We start from the raw sequence: 16,935 nt of genomic DNA on the forward strand, positions 1-16,935 counted from the left end.
TTCGTTTGGCTCAAATTGGATCCGTCATTGACGGAAAATATGAAATACTGAAGCTGATTGGACAAGGAGGAATGTCTAAGGTCTATCTCGCTATGGACAAGCGCTTGAACAAGCAGTGGGCTGTAAAAGAGATTGAAAAAAGGGCAAGGGACAGGAACAACGAGGTTATTATTCAAAGTGCCATCGCTGAAGCGAATATGATTAAGCGGCTTGATCATCCGGCATTGCCGCGGATTGTCGATATTATCGATAACGGAAATGTTATTTTTGTCATCATGGACTACATTGAGGGCGAGCCGCTCAGCAAGATTTTAGATGAGTATGGGGCTCAGCCGCAGGATGTGGTTATCGATTGGGCGAAGCAGCTTTGTGAAGTGCTCGATTACTTACATACATCGAAGCCGCCGATTATTTACCGCGATATGAAGCCGGCGAACGTGATGCTTAGACCTGATGGGAATCTGAAGCTGATTGATTTTGGTATCGCTAGAGAGTACAAAGAACAAAATTTGGCAGATACGGTTAGCCTTGGAACGAAAGGCTATGCTGCGCCTGAGCAGTTCGGTGGGAAAGGACAAACCGACCCGCGCACGGATGTTTATTGTTTGGGGGTCACGCTCTATCATTTGGTGACAGGGCAAAACCCTTGCGAGCCGCCGTATGAGCTCTATCCGATTCGGCATTGGAATCCGCAATTATCTGGTGGGCTCGAGCGGATTATTCAAAAATGCACTCAGCTCAATCCGGATGATCGCTATCAGTCCTGTGCCGAGCTGTTATACGCGCTTAATCATTATGAAGAGGTCGATGATGTTTATCGGGCCAAGCAAAAAAGGAAACTGCGCAACTTTAGTCTTGTTGCAGGTGGTTCGCTGCTGTTTTTGCTCGTCGGAATATTCGGGCAAGTGATGAATATCCGCACTAACAACGCCGACTATGACAGAAACATCCAGATGGCTGAGAAAGCAGCAACGGATAAGAGTAAAATCGACTACTATTTAAAGGCCATTGATATTAAGCCAACTGTCAATGATGCTTATCTTGGACTTATTAGTGCGTTTAAAGACGATGCTGCTTTTTCGGTTGAGGAAGAAGAGAGTTTTAAGAAAAAAATTAACCTTCATTTAACTGAGTTCCGTGAAAATCCTGATTATGCCGAGCTCGCCTTTGAAATTGGAAAGGTGTATTGGTACTACTATGATTACGGGAAGTCTGCTGATAGTGACAATCAGATTACGAGGATGAAAAGCTCGATTCAGTGGTTTGAGGATGCTGCTCAATATGGCTCGAAAAAGAGTGAGTATTACGAAATGGCGACTATTTATCGCGATATCGGCAAGTTCAATCGTGATATTACCCTTCATATTGAAGAGGCATCGGATAAAGGAAAATATCGTCCTTATTGGGAAAATATCAAAGAATTGAATACTATGATTGCTAAAAATCCTGATGAAAATGAGATTGTCAAACTGGAACTCTATAAATTGACGATTTATTCCATCGAAACTTATGCAAGGAAGTTCAAGTTAGATGGAGTAAAAGAAAAAGATATTCGCGCTGTCTTCGAATCGGTCAAGAAGAGCACAAGGAATGTGGAAGTGACTGCCGAGAAAACCGAAACAATTAAAAATGATGTAATCAAGCGCTTTGAGACTACTGAAAAAGCGATTGAAAATGCATATCGGAAATAGGGAGGGATAGGAATGGATGCAAGTACGTGGTTCACCATTTCGATTGTCGGCTTTTCCCTGGCAGGAGTGCTTCTGATCGTCGCGATTATTTTGTTTTATAAAATGAACATTATGGCGATTATCGGTGATTTGAGCGGAAGAACTGCAACGAGACAGATTCAAGAGATTCGTGAGCAAAATACGATTTCGGGTAAGAAGCGTTATAAGCCTAGTGCTTTTAATATCGAACGCGGGTCATTGACGGAGCCTGTAGGAGCAATGCCGACGCGTTCAAGTCGTCTGACTGGAAGGGGTTCAACAGGCCAAACGGTAGCACCAATATCGCCAAGTGCACAGGGGAATACCGACCAAACCGCTGCACCTACCTCAAAGACTCGGAGTGATACCATTCAAATTGGTGAACTAGTGTCAAATGCTCGAGATACAGCAGCTACAGAGGTGCTCCTAACTGACACAGATGTATTGTTTCAAACGGACGGTACTATGGTGCTTGGGCAGGACACTGGGACTGAAGTGTTAGCAGACCAATATGAGACCGAAGTGTTAAGCGACGATTACGGTACGCAGGTATTACCCGATGCTCAAGGAAACGGGGTATTAGCGGACAATCCTGGTACCGAAGTGTTAAGCGATGACTTTGGCACCGAGGTATTAAACGACGACTTCGGCACAACGGTTCTGTACCCAACTGGCGAGCTTGAGCAAGAAGAACACGAAGCCAATCCGGCAATCGAATTTAAAATTGTCAAGGACATCAAGATTACACATACGAATGAAACCATTTAACACAAATAGACTTCATGATTTTACAAATAAACGAACAAAGTGTTGATTTATCAAGGGGAGAGAGAAATGAGCAAAAAGAAAACAATGAAGCGCAAAAGTTGGGTGGCGCTGGTTCTAGCGATCATGCTAATTGCCTACAACTTACCTGTTGGTGTGTTCACCAATGTATTTGCCGAAGCAAGTGATGAGCAGCAAGTTGAAACAAGCCAACCTGCTGCAACCGAAGTAGAACAAAATCCTGTGCCACCTGAAGCGCCGGAGCCAGGACCAGAACCAGCACCAGAACCTGAAATCGTTACACATGACGTTTCAGTTGAAAAAATCGGTGACGGCGGCGGGGCCATTAGCATTAATGGAACTGCTTTTACAGGAGATAAGCTTCCTGTTCAAGAAGGTCCAGTTGTTATCGAGGTGACTCCGGAAACGGGGTCCGAGCTAAAGTCCATCAAAAACGGCGTGACTGACATTCCGGTTACTCCGGAGGGCACTAGCTATAAAGCAACGATTGCCACGATTACAAACGACTTAACAATTAAGGTTGAGCTCGAGCTAAAGAGCTATACGATGACGTTTGCAAGCTACAACCATGGTAAAATCGAAAATCAACTCGGTCAGAAAGTGACCGTTTCCGGCGGTACGGACAACGTTAAGCATGATAATGATTACTCGTTTACGGTAGCACCAGATGAGGGGTATCATCCAGAAGTAAAAATCGATGGCGCGGATTTTGCTGGATTAGCAAACGCCACTGTCAGTACCTTACCAGATGGTCGTTTGAAGTACACTTTGAAAAATGTGACGAAAGCACTTGCGATCGAAGTGAATTTTGTGATTAACACCTATGTGCTCACTTTCGATTATGATTCTACGAAAGGTGCAGTGGAAAAAGGCTCGGTTCGTGATGGTATTGTCGAAGAAGGTCCTTCAGAGGATACTATTATTGCTGGTGGTGGCACGGTCACAGTCGAGCATGGGAAAAGGCCTTCTTTTAATGTGACACCGATCGAAGGCTATCATATTAAAAGTATTACTTTTGGCAACACAGCTATTACTCTACCAGACGATGTGAAAAAGGAAACAAAGGCGTACGAATTTCAAACTCCACAGGTGACTAGCGATCAGGATGTCGTTGTTGTCTTTGAGATTAATACTTATAAAGTGACCGTTAATGATGCTGACCATGGCGATGTATCACTTGATAAAACGGTTGTTGATCATGACCGTGAGGCAGTTGTCACAATGAAGCCTGACCATGGCTATAAAGTTTCAGCGATTAGCGTGAATGGAAGTCCGGTGAATTTGGATAGTGATACGAATTTCCAAATCGGTGCAGATGATAGCAGTTCTACCTACTTGGTAAAAAATATTAAGAACAACACTTCTATTATTGTTACATTTGCAAAACTCCCAGAAGTTGAGGGAGCTTGGCAGGATTTTATCTCCATTGAGGCGACCAATGGTGCTCTAGTAGATCAAATTGACGAAAATAAATTGATATTCTCAACTGATGCCAAGTTAACGTTAAAACCAATTGAGACTACCGCCAGCGTTATTGATCGCATAAAAATTACTATCAATAATGTGCTGGAAACAATAACGGGTAAGAATTGGCAACAAAGCTATATGGTTGAAAATAACTCAATTATTGAGGATGTCCAATTAAAATCCCATCAGCAAAATAATGATGCCACTCTTATTCTAAAAGATGATATTCATCTATTATTTGATAGAAAAAAGCCAGAAATTGAGAATCTGGTATTAGAGGGCAGCAATAAGGCAACCGTTGACGGAACAGTTTGGTACAGCGGTGATGTGAAAGTGAATTTTGACCTGAAAAATCCAACGGAAACGTTTAACAATCTTGATTTTTCAACAGATATTGCCAACATTTATTACAGCAAAGACGATGCCGCAACGACTGAAATTCCAGTTAAAGCTGACAAGAGCTACTCCTTCGATGCTGCATCTGGCAACTATCAAAGTAAATATAAAGTTTGGGCACTTGATAAAGCTGGAAATAAAGTAGAAGCAGAAAAAACAGTTAACATTGACCAAAAGGAGCCGCAGCTTGATGGGGCTGTTCGCGTAAAGCAAACAGGTTCGGAGCTCCTTAACAACTTAACTTTTGGGATGTTCTTTAAAGAAGCGATTAAAGTGACAGTTGATGTGGAGGACGTGGCTTCAGGTATTAAAGACATTAAATTAATCGCCAACGGAAAATCGGGTGAGCAAACGATTTCTGGTGAAATTTCGAAAGGAAGCAAGGACCGGACTGCTACAGCAACCTTCACTTTAGGTGATGAGAGTTTTGATGGGTCACTGGCGTTAAAGGTTACGGACCATGTTAACAATACGAAAACATATGATGTAACGAGTGACAATGTCGATCCTAATGGTAAGCCAAGATTCATCATCGACCGCAAGGCGCCGACGGCTGAGCTTTCGGTGACACCTGATAAAGCCGAGGAACAGCCGTATATTTCTGAGAATGAAATCAACGGTGCTGAAACTGAATTTTACAGCGATGATGTTCGTTTGAATGTGAACGTTGCTGACGATGCAGCAGGTGTTCAGTCTGTAAAAATCAAGCTAGGTGACGAAACGCTTAAAACGTACGATTTTACAAATGGCACTGAGGAGCAATTAAACCCGACTATTGATCCGATTCATACGAGCTCGCTTGTTGAGAAGGGCCGATTGTACGATTTTTCTGTAGCCGTAACAGATAACTCTGGAAATAAAAATGATATTTCGCAGGCTCAGAAAACCATTTATATTGATGAATATGCTCCAACCTTGCCTGGTGGTAAAGAGGCTGTCACGTTTGAGTTGGAAAATGACAGTTCCTTTGCAGAAGTGTTAAATTTCTTAACGTTTGGCACATTCTTCAATAAACAAATTAGAGTGACGGTTAAGGTTGAGGATGATGCAGCCGGAATTAACGAGCTTGATTTGCATGCCAATCCTGAGGCAGGTCAAGACGCGCCTGAGCTTGTTCGCGAAAGCTTAGAGAAATCAGGATTAAAGGCCGAAGCCGTTTATAAGATGGATGCGGAGTATTTCAAAGGGACTTTGGATGTTGCGGTTACGGACAATGTCGGCAATAAACGGGTCGAGCTAGTTTCTGCGGCCAATTCCAATATGGCGGCAATTGATAGCGGAATCGTGATGATTGAGAAAAAAGACCCAGTTCCTTCTATTAATATTAATAGTGAAACTAAAGTTAAACCGTATGTAGATGAGGCAGGTCATCAATTCTATCGTGACGATGTCACTTATGATGTTGATGCGAAAGACGCTGATTCTGGTGTCAATGCGGTCAAGATTGATGTGAATGGTGACGTTGTAAACGTGGACGATAACGAGGAGAGTGGAGCTGCTTCTTATTATTATCATGATCGGGATCAAGCAAAATTAGCTACCGATAATATTGAAACCCTTTTATCTAATGATTTTAAAATTAATCCTGATGGTTCTTATGTAATTCGTGTCGATGCGATTGATAACGCAGGTAATGCTGGTCACGATGATGAAACAGTATATATCGATAGAACGAGTCCTGTGATTTCTGACTTTAAGTTCGCCGAACAAGGTGGAAAAGATGGGCTTCAGGATGCAATTGAAGTTATGGATTACGGTTTTTATTTTAAAGAACCAATTCAAGTGACCATTGGAGCAGAAGACCCTGATGTGACAGATGACTTTGAAGCGACAAGTAAAGTGAAGGAAATGCTGATTTACTTACAAGACCATGAGAATGGCAAGTTCTATGGTGTCGTTGATGGAACGATGAAGGAAATCGCTGGTCCGGAAAGTGTTCAAGCGATTGCGACTTCTAGTGAAGTGAAATTTAACGTTCCGGCATCCTTTAAGGGTCAGATTTTTGCCAAAGCGACTGACTTTGTTGACAACACCGGTGAGTATGTCACGCCGGATGGAGCAGTCATTGAGGATGAGGACAAGCATACAGAGGAAACTCATATTGATTTACACAAGGCCGAAACAAGCTTTAAGGATAATCATGATGTCGAGCTTTATAGTGGGAATGTAAATGTCGACTTGACGGTGACGGATACGTATTCCGGTATTAAGGAAATTGAGTGGTCTGTCGTCGCGCCATATGACACCGCGAACAATCAAGGCGGTATTGTTAAAATAAACAATGATAAGTCGTATGCACCAGGTAGCAGTCCGGATGGCTGGCAGCAAACGAAGACTGATCGAAATCTTGTTACGGAAATGAAAAAAACGCTTACCGTTGCGAATAACAGTAATGATATTGTCGTGAAGGTGAAAATGACCGACCGCTCCGGCAATACGTCAGAAGATGAAATGAAGTTTAGTATCGATAAAACAGTGCCAACAATGAATGTGACGTACGATAACAACACGCCAGATGCTGGCTTTACCGATTTTTACAAAGAAAATCGCACGGCAACCATTGTAATTACGGAGCGCAACTTCAAGCCGGAAGATGTTGTTCATGCAATTACCAATACCGATGGTGTGATTCCAAAATTGGTCGGTTGGTCAACTAAGGCTGATAGTGTTGATCCTGACAAGACGACTCATACGGCAACTGTCGCCTACACTGCAGATGGGGATTACACGTTTGATCTGAAGTATGTTGATAATGCAGGGAATGCGGCTGCTCCATTTGCACAGCACAAATTCACATTGGATAAAACGAAGCCGTTGGTTCAGGTGACTTACAACAATGGTGCGTCGGCAAACGGTAATTATTTTAAAGCGGATCGTACTGCAACCATTACGATTACCGAGCACAATTTTGAGACAAGCAGATTGAAAGTGGCAGGTTCAGCGAGTGATAATGGTGCGGGGATTGGCTTCCCGGCGACAAGCGCTTGGAAGTCTAACGGTGACGTTCATACCGCAACCATTCATTATGGTGCTGATGGTAAGTATAGCTTTGATATTGATTACACTGACAAAGCTGGTAATATGGCGGCTGATTATAAAGCGGAAGAGTTTGTCGTTGACCAAACGGTTCCGGTTCTGGAGATTACCGGCGTTGCTGATAAGTCTGCGAACAATGGTGATGTTGCTCCGGTTGTCACTTATTCGGACACGAACTTTAATAAGAGTGCAGTATCGATTAAGTTGGAGGGCGCTAACCGCGGTCCGGTTGCTTTGAAGGGCAGTGGTGGCGATGCACCGAATGGCGGCGTCTATACCTTTGCTAATTTTGAGAAAAAGAAAGAAGTTGACGATCTCTATACTTTGACTGCTAAGCTGGTTGATTTTGCCGGCAATGAAACTTCGAAGACGATTCGTTTTTCGGTTAACCGGTTTGGTTCTGTGTATGTGTTTGACGATTCGCTGAAGGCGATTGATGGCAAGTATGTTAAGCAGGAAAAGGATGTTATTTTAACCGAAACGAACGTGGATAGCTTAAAATCGGATTCGATTCAAGTGAAGATGACCAAAAACGGAACGCCTACTGATTTAGCTGAAGGCAAGGACTATAGTGTGTCGAAAGCTGGTGGGAATGGTTCATGGAGTCAGTACAAGTATGTGGTGAAAAAGGACTTGTTCGCTGGTGATGGCCGTTATACAGTGGCACTTTACTCTGAGGATTTGGCGGGAAATGTCAATGAAACTATCGATGAAACGAAGCAGGCTGAAATTTCCTTCGGTATTGATAAGACGGCTCCAGTCGTCGTGCCAGTTGACATCGAAAGTGGACAGCAGTATCCGGTTGATACGAAGCCAGTGACGGTTTCCGTGAAGGACAATTTAGTCTTGGACGGCGCGAAGATTTACTTGAATAACAAAAAGGTAGATTACAAGGTTGATGGTGAGAACTATAGTTTTGTGGTTCCAAGTGCGAACTCAAAGCAGGCTGTGAAAGTTGTTGCGGTTGATGCTGCCGGGAACGAGTTTACGAAATCGGTTGACGACTTCCTTGTTTCGAAGAACCTATTCGTTCGCTGGTACAATAATACGCCGTTGTTTTTAGGAACAATCGGCGGAGTTGGCGGAATCGGTGCAATCATCGCCACCGCATCCGTCATCCTAAACAAAAAACGAAAACTCGTAGCGGAAGAAGAATAAGTGCGGTAAAAAATGGTGCACACACCGAATAGGTGACAGGCACCACCCGAATATTCTTGTTTCACATGATGTTTCACGGAGCACTGAATAAGGTGCTCCACACCACCTAAGGAAACACGGGGCCGAGCGGTTCTCGTGTTTCCGATTGATTGGAGGCGAAAGCACAAATGTTGAATAATCCATCTCTTACAAATATCCTTCTTCTCATCGTCATTTTGCTGAATATTGTTACGATGATTTTAGTGATAATCTCTATGAAGAATGCTAAGCTGCGTACAGGGCTTGTTAAGGAGTACCAATTAGGTTCAACTCAAATTGGGTCAGCTTCCGAATCAGGTCTCGGACAATCGAGAGGATACTCTGAGTCAGGAGTTGTTTTTTGCCGCAGCTGTGGGGCTCAATACGATTCCGCAAACACAGCATGCCCGATTTGTAAGACAGCGAGATAAATATAGTCGAATTTTCATTGGAAGATAAATAAATGAACCTTACCCCAACTAACGTTGGGGTTTTTTTGGTGCCTTTTGGTGCCTGTCACCACCCGAATTTTGTCGAATTTTTTTGATTTCCGATATTCATATAATGTTTCTGATGTTAAAATGTAATATAGACTCTACTGAATTCAAAAGTACACAAGATATGCGTGTTCAAAAAATACATCTTAGATAAGCAGGAGGATTCAATGTTTAAAAGGCTTTCAATCAAACAAATTCTATTAGTTAGTTTTAGTGCGATTTTGATTTTACTCTTCATCATTAGTGTTTCTTCGTTTCTAAGCTTCAATAAAATGTCAGATTCCTTATACATGATTACTGAAAAGGAAGCTGAGAAAGTTGAGATTACCTCCGAATTAACCGAGAGTATGATCAAAATGAGATTAGATTTAGCCAACTATATTTTGGAAGAATCCCCGGAGAATCGGGAACGATCAGAAAAAACATTAAATGAAGATATTAAGTATATAAAATCATTGATTAAGCAGTTACAGCCGTTATTAACAGGTTCCAATAAGGAAAGTCTTAACCTGTTCCAACAACACTTTAATGATTATACTGATTTGATCCCGTTAGCATTGGAAAGGTACAGTGCCCAGGATCAAAAGGGCTTTGAGGAATTGTCCGTTGCCATGACTCCAATTGGAGAAAATGCACGGGTAGAACTTGCCAAAGTCCATGAAAATATTGATAAATCCATGGATAAAACGATAGATACGACTTCAGCGCAAATTAATTTTGGCAAGATGATGATTATGATTGTATCGGCAATTGCTACAATTTTGAGCATCACTGTCGTTATTTTTACAACAAGAATGATTCGCCGTTCCGTTACGGGTGTGGCAAAAAATGTTGATATTACCACAAATTCTGTTACTGAGATAAAAAGTTCAATAGAAAAAACTGCGACTGGAGCGAAAGAGCTTGACCAGTCAATGGATATGGCGAATGCGGCTGTTGGGGAGCTTGTCGCTTCGATTCAACAAGTGGCTGGAAATACCAATGAAATCGCAATGGGTGTCGATGAAATGTCTGCTGCGATGGAGCAGATGAGCGCTTCTATCAATTTAGTTGCGGAAAGTGCTGACCAATTACAGGGTTCGACTGGTGAAACTTCGTCTGCGATTCAAGAAATGATGGCATCAATTGAACAGGTGGCCGTTAACGTTGTCAATGCTAGTTCAAGTGCTGAGGAAATTGCTGCAGCGATTGAGGAAATGAGCAGCTCGATTAAAAGTGTTAGTGAAAATGCTGAGAATCTGACTGGAACTGCCGAGCAGGCAGCTGAAAAAGTTGATGAAATGGTCGTGTCGATTCAGCAGGTTGCTGATAGTGCCCAAACTGTTAATCAGCTTAGCAATACGGTTAAGCACGACGCCTTGGAAGGTACGGTTTCTCTAAACGAAACTCTAGCTGGAATGCAGGAAATTTCTCAAGTTATAAACCATGCTAGTGATGTTATGGAGAATCTCGGGAAAAGTTCAGAGGAAATTGGAAGCATCATTGAGGTGATTGATGAAATTGCTGATCAAACCAATTTGCTTGCATTAAACGCGGCAATTGAAGCTGCACGTGCCGGGGAGTATGGAAAAGGCTTTGCGGTAGTGGCTGAAGAAGTTCGAAAATTAGCCGAACGCTCTGCAAAAGCAACGAAAGAGATTGCCGCTTTAATAAAAGGAATCCAAGCAGAAACTGTGGTTGCGATCAACTCCATTAATGAAGGTGCCCAAAAGGTTGAAATAGGAAATAATTTAGCCGATAAAACAAACCAAGCGATTATGAAAATTTCACAAGGGATCGCTCAGGTGACCGAGGAAATGAATCAAATCGCTAGTGCCACTGAAGAACAAACAAAAAATAGCGAATTCTTAACAGAAGCAATTGCAAATGTTACATCACAAGCTTCGGAGATGACCTATTCAACAAGAGAACAATCGACAACTGCTGAAGAAATTGTTCGTGGAATTATGAGTACAAAGGATCAGGTCCTGCAAATCTCGATCGCAACTGGAGCGCAGGCGCGAGGCAGCTCAGCAATCATTTCCGCGGTAGAAAGCGTCACTTCTCAATCAGGTGCGGTCATGAATGCGACGAGAGAGCAAGCTCTTACTGCGCATGAAATTGTCAATAATATCTATAAAATTAAAGAAATGGTTAACGAGATGACCATTGCGACAAATGAGCAATCAACGCACGGCCAAGGAATTGCAATGGAAGTTGAGAAAGTTCGTAAACAAACAGAAGAGCTGGATGCAAGCATCGAATTACAGCGAACAGAAATTGATGAAGTGGAAAAAGCAATCATCAATGTAAATGATCAAGTAAAAGCCTTTTAAAGAAAGTGCCAAAGAAGGTGCCTGTCACCACCCGAAATTTGTCGAAAGTTATAAAAAGAAGGGATCACGAGATTGTTGTGATTCCTTTCTTTTTTGATTTCGAAAGAAGATTTTTATTTTTATAAGAATCGTTTTCTTTGTTCGGGGGTAGGAAGTATGCAAGTATCGTTACGACCAAACCATTTATATCTGTTTTTTGAAATGACTTCATAAACGAAATCGCGGATTGGCATTGGGATGATGATCAGGATATGTAGGAGTTTCCATGGGCTGTTTAAGTGTTTACAAACTTGGAGAGCTGCCGTCGATTTCAAATAACATTTATTGTCTTTGATAAGAACAAGGCTATCGATGTTGGATGGTACGTTGAAATTTTTCAGTAATGCTTTACCAGTCTCACTTTGTAAAGAAGCGAATTTAAAGTACCCCAACGGATCTCGTTTAATAATAAAATGAACACAAAAACTGCAAAAACCACATCCTCCATCAAATAATACAATCACGGTGCCTGTCACCACCCGAATTTTCTTGTTTCACGTTTGTTGATGTTTCACAATGTTATTTAGTATTTTCGGAATTTGATTTTGATATTCTTTTTAGAACTTGTAGAAATGCATCGGCAATTGCGGGATCAAATTGCTTGCCTTTATTTTTTTCAATATCAATAATGGCGTCTTCTATAACTTTACGATTTTTATAAACTCGATTAGTGGTCATTGCATCATATGAATCAGCCAGTGTCATAATCCGTGCCGATATGGGGATTTGCTCGCCTTTTAAACCATTTGGATAACCTTTTCCATCATATCTTTCATGATGGGATCGAACTATGTCCAGAATTCCATCTCGTTTAAATGATGTAACGTATTTTAATGTTTCATAACCAATATTTGTATGTTGTTGAATATTAGCATATTCCTCATCTGTTAATTCTCCGGGTTTATTAAGGATTGATTCGGGGATTCCAATTTTTCCAATGTCATGAAGTAAGCCGCCAAAATAGATGTCATCACATTGCTTTTTTGTGAACTTCATCTCTTTTGCAATTAACAGAGCGTAATTGGCAACACTTTCAGAGTGATTACCTGTATAGGAGTCACGTGAATCCAGGGATTTTGCTAGCGAAAGTATGAATTCCTTCTTTTGTTCTTGCAAAGCTAAGTATTGCTTCACAACTTCACTGGAAATATAGGTTACGGCTAAATAAACGAATAGGCGGATGGCACAGGAGGTGAAATTTCCATATTCTTCGCTAATAACAATTCGAATCAAAACTCCTATTGAGGTAATGGAGAACAACCACCACTTGGGCTTGTTCGAAAAGCCCATACCGAGGAAAATGGCGGTTAATACGAATAATGAATTAAACTCTCTTTCCCAAATGGTTATGATGGGAACGGTCACAAAAAAAATGATGGAAAGGATTCGATAAATTTTTTGACTTTCCTTTGAGAAATGTAGGCTCATACTCTTCATCCTCACTTAACATTCTATTTCCAAACACTGAAAACAGGAAGAAGGGACCAACAAAGGTAATACTTTCATGGTAAATATTATAGCAAACAGGATTAAATAACAGTGATATTAATCTCTTTGAGTGCCTGTCACCACCCGAATTTTATCGAATTTTGTCGTAAGGGTAGCGGTAAAAAGAAAAAACAGAAAATATTTGAATGCTTTTTACTTTGAGTTATAAATGGTATTGTGATAAAATTAACTTAACAAAAAGTTCACTTGTTTACCACATTAATGACAAAATAAAACGTTGATTTTGCGGGATAATTGTGGACTGGATGTTAACCTTTTAGTTTTCTATTAAAAGGGTCGGAAAGCCCTTTTTCTGAAAATTGAATAATTTCGGGACCTTCGATTTTCATATCTCGTGCTTTACTGTTTTTCTGATTTTATTTAGTATTATGATTCACCTTTTTGAAAACCTCTCTATTATTTTTAAGTTGGCCGAATGGTCAACTTCTTTTTTTTTTGCGAGAGTGATTGTGCCATTAGAAAATCTTTCTCCCCTGTGAAACAAATAATTCTGTGAAACAAGAATAAACGGGGCGTGACTGGCACCGGGTGTTTTGATATTATTAACAGCGATAGTTTTTTAGGGGATGTGTATTTTGGAATATGAGTAAAATTTTGTAAATCGAGGAGGGTTTATTATGAAAACGGTTGGAAAGCAAAAACCTAAACGATTGAAGTTTGCCATGAGGGCCATATTGGTTATTATTGGGGCATTTATCACAGCGTATGGGCTAGAAGCGGTATTAATCCCAAACAACGTTTCTGATGGAGGCGTGACCGGCTTGAGTATCGTTGGTTCGGAGTTAATGGGACTACCTCTAGGAGCACTTATTGCGATTTTAAACATACCGTTTATTTTTTTAGGATATAAACAAATTGGGAAAAGCTTTGCGATTTTTTCGGTCATTGGAATTGCATCTTTAGCTGTTGGGACTATCATGATGCACCAAGTCACGGCGATTATTGAAGGTGATACGTTACTGGTGACCGTAGTAGGTGGTATCATCATCGGTTTTGGGATGGGTTTAGCGTTAAGAAATGGCGGGGCGTTAGATGGAATCGATATGTTAGCTGTTCTCCTGTCTCGTAAATTACCTTTCGGAACTAGTGATTTGATATTATTTTTGAACATGTTTGTGTTTATTGTTGTTTCTACAGTGTTTGGATTACAAGGGGCAATCCTATCAGGGATGGCTTACTTCATCGCTTCAAAAGTAATACATATTGTCGAGGAAGGTTTGAGCGGCTCGAAAACCTTTAAAATTATTACGAATGAGCCAGAGCTAATGGTGGAAACGATTCGTGATCGATTAGGTCGTGGTGCGACATATAATCAAGTCCAGGGGAGTTATTCCAACGAAATATTTCGAGAAATCACATGCGTGATAAACCGGTTAGAAGAAAGTAAAATCAAAGAAATTATCCAAGAGATTGATCCAACTGCCTTTGTAACAGTATATGACGTAGCGGAAGTTCGAGGTGGCAACTTTAAAAAGCACGATATCCACTAGAGTGCCTGTCACCACCCGAAATTTGTCGAATGAAACTAGTTAGTCTGGCTTGGCACGTAACACGGAACATAGCGTTGCAGCCAGCCAAGACCAAAAAAACGCAAAAGAAACAAAAAAACGGGTTGTATCACCCGTTTTTCGTTTTTATCGCGAAGATTTTTTAAAAAAAATGTAACCTAGCCTACCTAGCCTTGATACTCGAAGAAACAGAATCAAATTACCCGAGCTTTTTATAGTATCTACAGCCTGGTAAGATTGGTTTGTATTCTAGTTTTATTTGCAAATTGTTTAGAATCCTGATCAGCTTATCTTTATCTTCATTCAATAAATCGAATTTAACACCGTATTGATAGTAGGTATTGTCTGTCTCTTTAAACCAAGCAATCGTTCCCTTTAAATAGCAGTCCTCAAATAACAAAGTTGTGTTAAACTGCAGAACGATGTCCCTGCTAACTGGCAGTAAAAGTGGCGAGGAAAACGACAATCCACCCGGACTAATATTTTTCAACATGACTTCACTGCTGCCGATATTCAACTTAACCCCTTCAATTTCAGCGATGGTCATATCTGCAGCCAGCGGTACCTCGAACGGAATTCTCGCATATTTTCTTCGTTCTGAATAAGAATAGACCTTTGCCATTTCCTCGTCAATCTTGATACCTTCCTGCAACAGCTTCTCAAAGTCAGTCCTATCAATTGCCTTGCTGTACAAATAGCCTTGAATCTCATCACAGTTTAATTTTTTCAAAATCGAAAGTTGATTCTTCGTTTCGACCCCTTCAGCTACAACTTTTTTGTTAAGCTTATGACAAAGTGAAACGACGGAGCCTAAAATGACAAGGTTTTCCTTTTCCTTATGAATCTCTTTAACCAAGCTTTTATCGATTTTGATTACTTCACAAGGAAATTTTTTCAAAAAATGAAGCGACGAGTAACCTGTTCCAAAATCATCGAGTGCAAACGAGATTCCTAGATTGTTCAATTGGATAATTTTGTTTAACAACGATTCTTCTTTTTCAATGATGATTTTCTCAGAAATCTCAAATTCCATCCATTTAGGATTTACACGCTGCTCTTTTAAAATAGTGGAAACTCTGTCAACGAAATTTGGCTGTTTCAGCTGCAACGGGGAGATGTTAATGGAAACCTTTCTAAATGTAAATTTTCGTTTCGACCAACTTTTTATGTCATCGCAAACCCTTTTAAGCAGCCACTCCCCAATTGGAATGATTAACCCAGATTCTTCGGCCATCGTAATGAACTCTTCAGGTAAAACCACGCCCCATTTTTGATGGTTCCAACGAATCAGCGCTTCTGCTGAGATGATTTCATCTGTGTAGGGATTAACGCGTGGCTGGTAGTAGACATGGAATTCGTTTTTTATTAACGCCTGCTTCGAATCATTTCGCAAGGTGAATTGTTTATAGCTATTGATGCTCATTGTTGGTGCGAAGATTTGGTATTGATTTTTACCTTGCCCTTTTGCACGAAACATAGCAATTTCAGCGTTTTTTAGGAGTTCGGCCTTTGTTCTGCCGGAGTAAGGATAGATGCTTGCCCCTACACTCCCAGTAATAAACAGGTTATTTCCTTCAATGTTGAAAGGGTCCTGATTTATGATGGTGATTAATTCGCTTAACCAATCATTTAATTTATCGACATCAAATTTTTCTTTTATTAAAAAATAAAACTTATCTCCGTATTTATGATAAAAAGAAATATTATAGGGCAGCCAGTTGTGGATTCTGGTTGCTAATTCCTTCAATAGAAGGTCGCCAATGTCAAAGCCTAATACACTATTTATATATTTAAAATCGTCTATACCAAGCTTTGCGATGGCCACAATCATGTTACGATTGCTCGCCCGTTCTATTTCTCTTTCAAGATCTTCATAGAAGCATTCTTTATCTGGCAACCTTGTAAGGGGATCGATGGTTCGATTGTCCTCGCGACATACTGCTATTTCAGTTTGCGAAGACTTAAGGTAACGAAAAGGCTTTTCCTTGATAGGCTTCACATTTCTGTTTTTTTTCTGTTCTGTTATGTTAAATCTTGTGGTTAAAAATTGATATGGTTGGTTGTTCTCGCCCAGCAACGGGGTGATGACCATGAAAAACCAAACAACCTCCCCGCTTTTGCTTTCACAAGATATCTCGCCACTCCAAGCCTTTCCGTCAAGAATGGTTGTCCAAAGATTACGATAAAAGCTCATTGGGTGTATATCGGTCTTGAATATTCTCGTGTGCTTGCCGGTTAATTCGTGAGGTTTATAGCCGAGTGTTGCGCTGCAGGCTTCATTGATGAAAATGATTTCGCCGTTAATGTTTGTTACTAAAATGAGGGCGTCTTTGTGATTTTCCCAGTTAATTGTTTTTTCGCTATATTGTGATTTGGTATATGGTTCAACCTCATTTGAGTTTTCAGTACTAGTGTTTCCAAGAAGTTTTTTGACCGATGAGATTACTTTGTCAGTATTCACTAGGACCAACCCCTAACAGGAATTTATTTACACTAA

General features: G+C 40.7%; 9 protein-coding genes and 1 pseudogene. 7 read left to right on the plus strand and 3 right to left on the minus strand.

The genetic code is table 11. The features are described 5' to 3' along the window. Positions 1–5: 5 nt before the first annotated feature. The 6 genes and pseudogenes from HHO41_RS00205 to HHO41_RS22770 all read left to right on the plus strand — a co-directional run bounded on the left by HHO41_RS00205 (position 6) and on the right by HHO41_RS22770 (position 11,382). The gene (locus HHO41_RS00205) at positions 6–1,691 is read left to right on the plus strand and encodes a serine/threonine protein kinase (RefSeq protein ID WP_169094811.1); all 1,686 of its coding nucleotides are present in this window, start codon (positions 6–8) and stop codon (positions 1,689–1,691) included. A gap of 12 nt (positions 1,692–1,703) precedes the next feature. Beyond that, on the plus strand, positions 1,704–2,477 hold the full coding sequence (locus tag HHO41_RS00210; RefSeq protein WP_169094812.1) for a hypothetical protein: 774 nt from the start codon (positions 1,704–1,706) through the stop codon (positions 2,475–2,477). A 66-nt stretch (positions 2,478–2,543) separates the two neighbouring features. Beyond that, positions 2,544–8,552: an InlB B-repeat-containing protein gene (locus HHO41_RS00215; protein ID WP_169094813.1), complete on the plus strand. Its 6,009-nt coding sequence runs from the start codon at positions 2,544–2,546 to the stop codon at positions 8,550–8,552. Between the two features lie 167 nt (positions 8,553–8,719). Then, entirely contained in the window at positions 8,720–9,001 is a 282-nt protein-coding gene (locus HHO41_RS00220) for a hypothetical protein (protein WP_169094814.1), read from the plus strand. A 233-nt stretch (positions 9,002–9,234) separates the two neighbouring features. Then, a pseudogene (locus HHO41_RS22765) lies at positions 9,235–9,738 on the plus strand (MCP four helix bundle domain-containing protein); the annotation flags it as partial. A gap of 726 nt (positions 9,739–10,464) precedes the next feature. Beyond that, positions 10,465–11,382, plus strand: coding sequence for a methyl-accepting chemotaxis protein (locus HHO41_RS22770; RefSeq protein WP_481747076.1), 918 nt, complete (start codon positions 10,465–10,467; stop codon positions 11,380–11,382). A gap of 119 nt (positions 11,383–11,501) precedes the next feature. Here HHO41_RS22770 and HHO41_RS00230 read toward each other — a convergent pair whose 3' ends face one another. Continuing rightward, positions 11,502–11,885: a thiol-disulfide oxidoreductase DCC family protein gene (locus HHO41_RS00230; protein ID WP_169094816.1), complete on the minus strand. Its 384-nt coding sequence runs from the start codon at positions 11,883–11,885 to the stop codon at positions 11,502–11,504. A 55-nt stretch (positions 11,886–11,940) separates the two neighbouring features. Continuing rightward, complete coding sequence (locus tag HHO41_RS00235) at positions 11,941–12,849, minus strand: HD-GYP domain-containing protein (RefSeq protein WP_169094817.1); 909 nt, start codon at positions 12,847–12,849, stop codon at positions 11,941–11,943. Positions 12,850–13,547: 698 nt separating this feature from the next. On the opposite strand from HHO41_RS00235, the gene HHO41_RS00240 reads away from it, so the two are divergent. Next, positions 13,548–14,420 (plus strand): YitT family protein, encoded by an 873-nt coding sequence (locus HHO41_RS00240; RefSeq protein WP_169094818.1) that lies wholly within the window; start codon positions 13,548–13,550, stop codon positions 14,418–14,420. A gap of 217 nt (positions 14,421–14,637) precedes the next feature. On the opposite strand, the gene HHO41_RS00245 is transcribed toward HHO41_RS00240, so the two are convergent. Further along, positions 14,638–16,899: an EAL domain-containing protein gene (locus HHO41_RS00245; protein WP_169094819.1), complete on the minus strand. Its 2,262-nt coding sequence runs from the start codon at positions 16,897–16,899 to the stop codon at positions 14,638–14,640. Positions 16,900–16,935 lie beyond the last annotated feature (36 nt).

The organism is Bacillus sp. DNRA2, assembly GCF_012843265.1.
In the GTDB taxonomy this organism is placed as follows: domain Bacteria; phylum Bacillota; class Bacilli; order Bacillales; family Cytobacillaceae; genus Bacillus_BU.